Below are 7,090 nucleotides of genomic sequence, written 5' to 3'. Positions count from 1 at the left end.
CGTACCACCGGCTGACCTGGGTGGCGAATGTGGGCTCGGACATCGCGCCGCCGATCATGTCACGGCTGTCTTTCCCGCAGGTTGGGCGGGGCGGGTGGCCGGGCGCGATCGATCATGGGCGACGGGGCAGAATGTCCGAATGAACGAGCTCGCGATCACCGTCATCGGCCGGGACCGGCCGGGCATCGTGGCCGACGTCGCGGAGGTCCTCGCCCGGCTCGGCGCGAACCTCACCGACTCGACTATGACCCGGCTGCGTGGACACTTCGCGATGACCCTGATCTGCGTGGGCCCGGCCGCTGCCGACGTCGAGGCCGCGCTGGCCCCGCTCGCCGCCGACGGACATCTGCTGGCCACCGTACGCGCGGTCACGCCGGACGGCGGCAGCGAGCCCACCGGGGAGCCGTACGTGCTGGCGGTGCACGGCGCCGACCGGATGGGCATCGTGGCGGCGATGACCCGGGTGCTCACCGACGCGGGCGGGAACGTGACCGACCTGAGCACGCGGTTGACCGGTTCGCTCTACGTGGTGGTCGCCGAGGTCGAGCTGCCGCCGGGCGTCTCCGACGAGGTGGCCGGCCGGCTCACCCGCGTCGCGGCGGAGCTGGGTGTCGGGGTAAGCCTCCGCCCGGCGGACACGGATCTGCTGTGACCGGGCCGGAGTACGCGGGCCTGGGCGGCTGGACCCCGGAGAAGCTCGGCGTCCCCGGCGAGGTACGTCCGGTGGTCACCGCCCCGGAGCCGGTGCTGAGCCAACCCGGCCCGGAGGTCGACCCGACGTCTGCCGAGGTGGTACGCCTCGCCGCCGATCTGGTGGCCACGATGCGGGTCTCGCCCGGCTGTGTGGGTCTGGCGGCGCCGCAGGTGGGGGTGAGCGCGCAGGTGTTCGCGGTGGACGTCACCGGGCACCCGAAGGCGGTCACCGTGCACGGCACGTTCGTGCTCTGCAACGCGCGGGTGGTGGAGGCGAGCCGGTGGAAGGCCGGCCGGGAGGGCTGCATGTCGGTGCCGGACCTGACCGGCGACGTGAAGCGGGCCAGCCGGCTGGTGGTCGAGGGCGTGCTGCCGGGCACCGGGGAGCCGGTCCGGCTGGTGACCGACGGTTTCGAGGCGCGCGCGCTCCAGCACGAGATCGACCACTGTGCCGGGTTGCTCTTCCTCGACCGGGTGGCCGGCGCGCACGCGATCTACCAGCGCAAGGTCTACCTCTGACGGTGGTGGCGGCTATCCGGTGTGGACGGAGGCGGCCGTACGGCGGCGGGTTCCCGGCGCGTCGGACCGGCGAGCCGTGCGCCGCGCGGCTACGGTAGGCGCATCATGCGTCTGACGGTCGGCCCCCTGCCCCCTGCCGTGTACTGGCGGCGTCGTGCCGTCGTGCTCGGAGCGGGCCTGCTCTTCCTGATTGTCCTGCTCTACTCGTGCACCGGCACGGACCGCAACACCGGCGCGCCGGGCACGGACCCGTCGCCGACCGGTTCCGCCGGGGCTGAGCCGGCCCCGTCCGGCTCGGTGCTGACCCCGCAGTCGGGCAGCCCGTCACCGACGGCCGGTGACGCGGGCGGCGGCAGCACCGGCGGTAACACCGGCGGCGGTACGGGCGACGGCGGCGGCAACACCGGTGGCGGCGCGAACAACGGCGGCGGCACCGGTAACGGCGGCGCGAACGGGCAGCCGGTCTCGGACGACGGCAACTGCACCGACTCGGAGCTGCTGGTGACGCCGGTCGCGGTGCCGGCCACCGCCCAGCGGGGCACTGTGGTCACGCTGCGCCTCAAGGTCAAGAACGTGTCGAACCGGACGTGCAGCCGGGACGTGGGCGCCGATCTGCAGGAGCTGTACATCAAGGCGGGCGCGGAGAAGATCTGGTCCTCGGACACGTGCGGCACCGGCAAGGGCTCGGACCCGCAGTCGTTCACGCCGAACTTCGAGCGCTCCTACGAGCTGGGCTGGAACGGCCGGGTGGACAACCGGTGCGCCAACGGGCTCGCGAACGGTGAGTTCGCGGCGATCGGCGCGTACCAGGTGTTCGCCCGCGTCGGCACCAAGATCAGCGAGCCGGTGAAGCTGACCATCACCGGCTGAGCGGTCGGTCAGACGTACCGTTCGAGGATGGATGCCTCGGCGAGCCGGGACAGGCCCTCGCGGACCCCACGGGCGCGTGCGTCGCCCACGCCCTCGACGGCCTGGAGGTCTTCCACGGTCGCGCCGAGCAGCCGCTGGAGGCTGCCGAAGTGCACCACCAGCCGGTCGACCACGGCGACCGGCAGCCGGGGCACCTTGGCGAGCAGGCGGAACCCGCGCGGGCTGACCGCCGCGTCGAGCGCGTCGGAGGCGGACGGGTAGCCGATCGCCTTGGCGACAGCCACGAGATCGATCAGCTCGGTGGCGCTGAGCAGGTCGAGTTCGACGAGCGCCTCGTCCAGGGTGCGTGACTTGCGGCCGACCGGCAGGTAGTCGCGGATGACCAGGGTGCGGTCGGCGTCCACGCCGGCCATCAGCTCGTCGAGCTGAAGGGCCAGCAGACGGCCGTCGGTGCCCAGCTCCACCACGTAACCGGCGATCTCGTCGGCGATGCGGCGGACCATCTCCAGCCGCTGCACCACAGCCACCGCGTCGCGGACGGTGACCAGATCCTCGATCTCCAGCGCGGAGAGCGTGCCGGAGACCTCGTCCAGCCGCAGCTTGTAGCGCTCCAGCGTGGCCAGCGCCTGGTTGGCGCGGGACAGGATGGCCGCCGAGTCGTCCAGCACGTGCCGCTGGCCGTTGACGTAGAGGCTGATGATCCGCATCGACTGGCTGACCGAGATGACCGGGTAGCCGGTCTGCCGGGCCACCCGCTCGGCGGTGCGGTGCCGGGTGCCGGACTCCTCGGTCGGGATCGACGGGTCGGGCATCAGGTGCACGCCGGCCTGCACGATCCGGGTGCCGTCGCTGGAGAGGACGACAGCGCCGTCCATCTTGCACAGCTCCCGGACCCGGGTGGCGGAGAACTCCACGTCCATCGGGAAGCCGCCGGTGCAGATCTGCTCGACCACCTTGTCGTAGCCGAGCACGATCAGCGCGCCGGTGCGGCCGCGCAGGATCCGCTCCAGGCCGTCCCGCAGGGCGGTGCCGGGAGCCATCAGGGCGAGGTTGGCGCGCAGCGGGTCGCCACCGGCCCCGCCGCCGACGCTTCCGTTGACGCTCACGCTGATGGCACGAGCGGGGTTGCCGCTCACGGCGCCGGTACGGGCGTGCGGCGTCGCCGTTGCGGGCTTGGTGGCATCGCGGTCGATCGGCACGGGCACAGTCTACGGACTGCCGTGCGGTGGGTGCTCTCGTGGTTACTGTGATGTGTCACGATGCCCGGCTCGGGCGGCTCTTCACGGGCTGCGCCGCGTGTCCGGGAACGCCCGGCGGATCCCACCGTGTCACTCCGCCGATGCGCGGGCGGCGGTCTGGAGGGCGGCCCGCACGTCAGTGACCTCGATCACGCGCATGTTCTCCGGCCCGGCGCCGCTGCTCTCCGGCCCGCACCCGGGCGGCACGAGGGCCAGCCGGAAGCCCAGCCGGGCCGCCTCGGACAGCCGGCGGGGCACCGCGCCGACCCGGCGTACCTCGCCGGTGAGCCCGACCTCGCCGATGGCCACCAGATGCGGGTTGAGCGCCAGGTTGAGCCCGCCGGAGGCGACCGCGAGCGCCACCGCCAGGTCGGCCGCCGGCTCGACCACCCGGATGCCGCCGACAGTGGCGGCGAAGACCTCCCGGTCGTGCAGCGTGAGCCGCTCGGTCCGGCGCTGGAGCACCGCGAGAACCATGGCGAGCCGGGCGCTGTCGAGGCCGGAGACGGTACGCCGGGGCGAACCGGCGACGGTGGCCCCGATCAGCGCCTGCACCTCCGTCACCAGCGCCCGGCGCCCCTCCATCGCCACCGTCACGCAGGTGCCCGGCACCGGCTCGGAGTAGCGGGTCAGGAACAGGCCGGACGGGTCGGCCAGGCTGCTGATGCCGCCCTCGTGCATCTCGAAGCAGCCCACCTCGTCGGCCGCGCCGAAGCGGTTCTTCACGCCGCGCACCATGCGCAGCGAGGAGTGCTTGTCGCCCTCGAAGTGCAGCACCACGTCGACCAGGTGTTCCAGCACCCGGGGGCCGGCCACCTGGCCGTCCTTGGTGACGTGGCCGACCAGCACGGTGGCGATGCCGCGCTCCTTGGCGACCGCGACCAGGGCGGCGGTGACCGCGCGGACCTGGGTGACGCCGCCGGGCACGCCCTCGGTGCCGGTGGTGGAGATGGTCTGCACCGAGTCGAGCACCAGCAGGCCGGGCTTGACCGCGTCGAGGTGGCCGAGCACCGCCGACAGGTCGCTCTCGGCGGCCAGGTAGAGCTGGTCGTGCAGGGTGCCCATCCGCTCGGCGCGCAGCCGCACCTGGCTGACCGACTCCTCGCCGCTGACCACCAGCGACGGGCTGCCGGCCCCGGCGGCCCACTGCTGGGCCACGTCGAGCAGCAGCGTCGACTTGCCCACGCCCGGCTCACCGGCGAGCAGCACCACCGCGCCGGGAACGAGGCCGCCGCCGAGCACCCGGTCGAGCTCGCTGACGCCGGTGGCCCGGGCGCGGGCGGGCGCGGCGCTGATGGTGGCGATCGGCCGGGCCGGCTCGGCCGGCATCCGCGAGCTGACCACCCGGCCGGAGACCAGCGGGCCGGTGATCGTGGACTCGACCACCGAGCCCCACTCGCCGCACTCGGGGCACCGGCCCACCCACTTCGGGGGCTGGTGACCGCAGGCGTCGCACTCGTAGGCCGGACGGGGCTCACGGGCGGCGCGACCGCGGCCGGCGCCGGCACGGGAGGGGGTCGATCGGGGGGTGGTCACCACAGGACGCTAACCGGCCCGTACGACGAAAGCCCACCGGAAACGGCGACACCGCCGGCGTGGCGCTGGCCACGGCGGCGGTGCCGACGGAAGGAGGACGGGGGTCAGTGGCCGCCCTCGACGCCACCGTCCTCGGCCCCGTGCTCACGCGGGTTGACGATCTTGGACGGGGTGGGCTCCGCGGTCAGCGGGATGCCGATCGGCGCCGGGGTCGTGATGACCTTGCCGTCGCCGAAGTCGAAGGTCAGGTTGACCTGCTGGCCGACGAGCAGCTTCTGGTTCAGGCCGACGAGCTGGAGGAACCGCGGGTTGTCGGCGTTGAGCTGGGCGTAGCTGAGCGCCGGGATCTCGATCCGGGCCGGCTGACCGGCGGGCGCGGACCCGGTCTCGCTCGGCGACGGGCTGGCCGACGGCGACTCGGACGTCCCCAGCGACTGGCTCGGCGACGCGCTCGGGTCGCTCGCGGTCGGCGAGGCGGTGCCCGGCTCGGTGGGCGAACCGGTCGGGGTGGCGGCGCCGCTCTCGCCCGCGCCGGAACCGGTGAGCACGATCTCCCGGGCGCTGTCGGTGGTGACCGTCACGGTCACCGGCTTCTCGCTGTCGTTGTAGATCACCACGTTGACCGGCGCGTTCGACCCCGCCTCGTAGCCCTTCGGCCCCGGCGTCCGCACGTAGAGACCGCGCACCTTGTACAGGTTGTCGGAGGTCTGGACGTTGACGCCCTGTACCGACGGGATCTTGTTGGCGGTCTCGGAAATCTGCCCGGTGCCGCACCCGGACAGCAGCAGGCTCGCCGCCGCCGTGCCGGCCAGCAGCAGGGCCGGCCCCCGGGAACCCCTGATCGAGCGCGTCACGTCGGTCCTCCTCGTCACGATCCCCGCCCGGTCGACCACCGGGCACGGGGTGGCCATACCCGCGCAGACCGCGCTCCAGGGTAGTTGGAGCTGATCGAGGCCCGCACGCGGACCCGGCAATGCCACCCGGCGAGGGAGACCGTCAGACCACCCGGCCGCTCGTCACCAGCAGCAGCACATCGATGAGCGCCACCACCAGCACCGCCCGGAAGGCGCTGGCCGAGCGTCCGGCGGCGGCGCGTCCCGCGTACCAGCCGAGGGCCGGCACGGCGACGGCGGCGGCGACGGCCGACAGCCCGGCCCACGACGGCGGTCCCGGCGGGCCGAAGACCAGCGCGACGGTGGCCGCCAGGAGCAGCCCGGCGGCGGCGAGCCGGCTGCCGGCGGGGCCCAGCCGGTGCGGCAGGCCGCGCACCCCGGTCCGGGCGTCGTCGGCCAGGTCGGGCAGCACGTTCGCGAAGTGCGCGCCGGCGCCCAGCAGCGCGGCGGCGGCCACCAGCCAGGCCGGCGGCGCGGGCGAGCCGGGCAGCGCCAGCACCACGAACGCGGGCAGCGCGCCGAACGAGACCGCGTAGGGCAGCACCGACACCGCCGTCGACTTCAGCGGCCGGTTGTAGAGCAGCGCGGAGACCAGGCCCAGCGTGGCGCAGGCCGCCGCGGCCGGGCCGCCGGCCAGCGCCAGCAGCGGGGTGGCGACGGCGGCGACCACGACGGCCCGGGCCAGCGCCGGCCGGCTGACCGCGCCGGTGGTCACCGGTTTGTCGGTACGCCCCACCGCGGCGTCCCGCTCGGCGTCGATCAGATCGTTGCTCCAGCCGACAGCGAGCTGGCTGGCCAGCACCGTCAGCGCCACCGCCGCGACGCCGGCCGCAGAGTGCCCGGCGCCGGCGGCGAGCAGCGCGGCGACCACGGTGACCGCCGCAGCGGGTTCCGGATGGCTCGCCTTGACCAGCCCTAACACCCGTGTCGACATAAGGGAAGTCTGGTCGTTACCGGGCAGTCGTGCCACGCTCGACGCATGCCTGACGTGCCCGGGGTGTCCACTCCGCACCGGGTGCTGCCGCCGAACGACCCCCGGCAGTACGACGATCTGGCCGACGAGTGGTGGCGGCCGGACGGCGCGTTCGCGATGCTGCACTGGCTGGCGCGGGCGCGCGCGGCGCTGGTGCCACCGGCGTCCACGCCGGACGATCTGCTCGTCGACCTGGGCTGCGGCGCCGGGCTGCTGGCCCCGCACCTGGCCGGCAAGGGCTACCGCCACGTCGGGGTGGACCTGACCCGCTCCGCGCTGGACCAGGCCGCCGCCCCCGGGGTGACCGCGGTCCAGGGCGACGCGACGGCGGTGCCGCTGACCGACGCGTGCGCGGCGGTGGTCTCCGC

The 7,090-nt window shown here is 74.3% G+C and carries 8 protein-coding genes; 4 read left to right on the top strand and 4 right to left on the bottom strand.

All coding sequences use genetic code 11. The features are described 5' to 3' along the window. The first annotated feature begins 139 nt into the window (after nucleotides 1-139). The 3 genes from KBX39_RS18440 (at nucleotide 140) to KBX39_RS18430 (ending at nucleotide 2,082) form a co-directional block, all read left to right on the top strand. Nucleotides 140-652, top strand: coding sequence for a glycine cleavage system protein R (locus tag KBX39_RS18440; RefSeq protein ID WP_013288949.1), 513 nt, complete (start codon nucleotides 140-142; stop codon nucleotides 650-652). Beyond that, nucleotides 649-1,212 carry a peptide deformylase gene (locus tag KBX39_RS18435; protein ID WP_043327917.1) on the top strand — a complete coding sequence of 188 codons (564 nt, stop codon included), beginning with the start codon at nucleotides 649-651 and terminating at the stop codon, nucleotides 1,210-1,212. Before KBX39_RS18440 ends, KBX39_RS18435 begins: the two co-directional genes overlap by 4 nt. Nucleotides 1,213-1,317: 105 nt before the next feature. Beyond that, nucleotides 1,318-2,082 (top strand): hypothetical protein, encoded by a 765-nt coding sequence (locus KBX39_RS18430; RefSeq protein WP_043327918.1) that lies wholly within the window; start codon nucleotides 1,318-1,320, stop codon nucleotides 2,080-2,082. Nucleotides 2,083-2,090: 8 nt separating this feature from the next. On the opposite strand, the gene disA is transcribed toward KBX39_RS18430, so the two are convergent. The 4 genes from disA to KBX39_RS18410 form a co-directional block, all read right to left on the bottom strand. Beyond that, nucleotides 2,091-3,281, bottom strand: a complete 1,191-nt coding sequence (disA, locus tag KBX39_RS18425) for a DNA integrity scanning diadenylate cyclase DisA (protein ID WP_030502855.1) — start codon at nucleotides 3,279-3,281, stop codon at nucleotides 2,091-2,093. A gap of 129 nt (nucleotides 3,282-3,410) precedes the next feature. Next, entirely contained in the window at nucleotides 3,411-4,856 is a 1,446-nt protein-coding gene (radA, locus tag KBX39_RS18420) for a DNA repair protein RadA (protein ID WP_069089200.1), read from the bottom strand. A 104-nt stretch (nucleotides 4,857-4,960) separates the two neighbouring features. After that, on the bottom strand, nucleotides 4,961-5,710 hold the full coding sequence (locus KBX39_RS18415; protein WP_043330867.1) for a hypothetical protein: 750 nt from the start codon (nucleotides 5,708-5,710) through the stop codon (nucleotides 4,961-4,963). Between the two features lie 142 nt (nucleotides 5,711-5,852). Next, nucleotides 5,853-6,683, bottom strand: a complete 831-nt coding sequence (locus KBX39_RS18410) for a UbiA family prenyltransferase (RefSeq protein ID WP_069089197.1) — start codon at nucleotides 6,681-6,683, stop codon at nucleotides 5,853-5,855. 45 nt (nucleotides 6,684-6,728) lie between these two features. On the opposite strand from KBX39_RS18410, the gene KBX39_RS18405 reads away from it, so the two are divergent. After that, nucleotides 6,729-7,090: class I SAM-dependent methyltransferase (locus tag KBX39_RS18405; protein WP_210871692.1), on the top strand; the 362-nt coding region annotated here is incomplete at its 3' end.

Origin of the sequence: Micromonospora sp. D75 (assembly GCF_018070405.1) — a bacterium.
In the GTDB taxonomy this organism is placed as follows: Bacteria; Actinomycetota; Actinomycetes; order Mycobacteriales; family Micromonosporaceae; genus Micromonospora; species Micromonospora chalcea.
The sequence above is the reverse complement of the archived record's forward strand: the minus strand, read 5'-3'. Positions and strand labels throughout refer to the sequence as shown.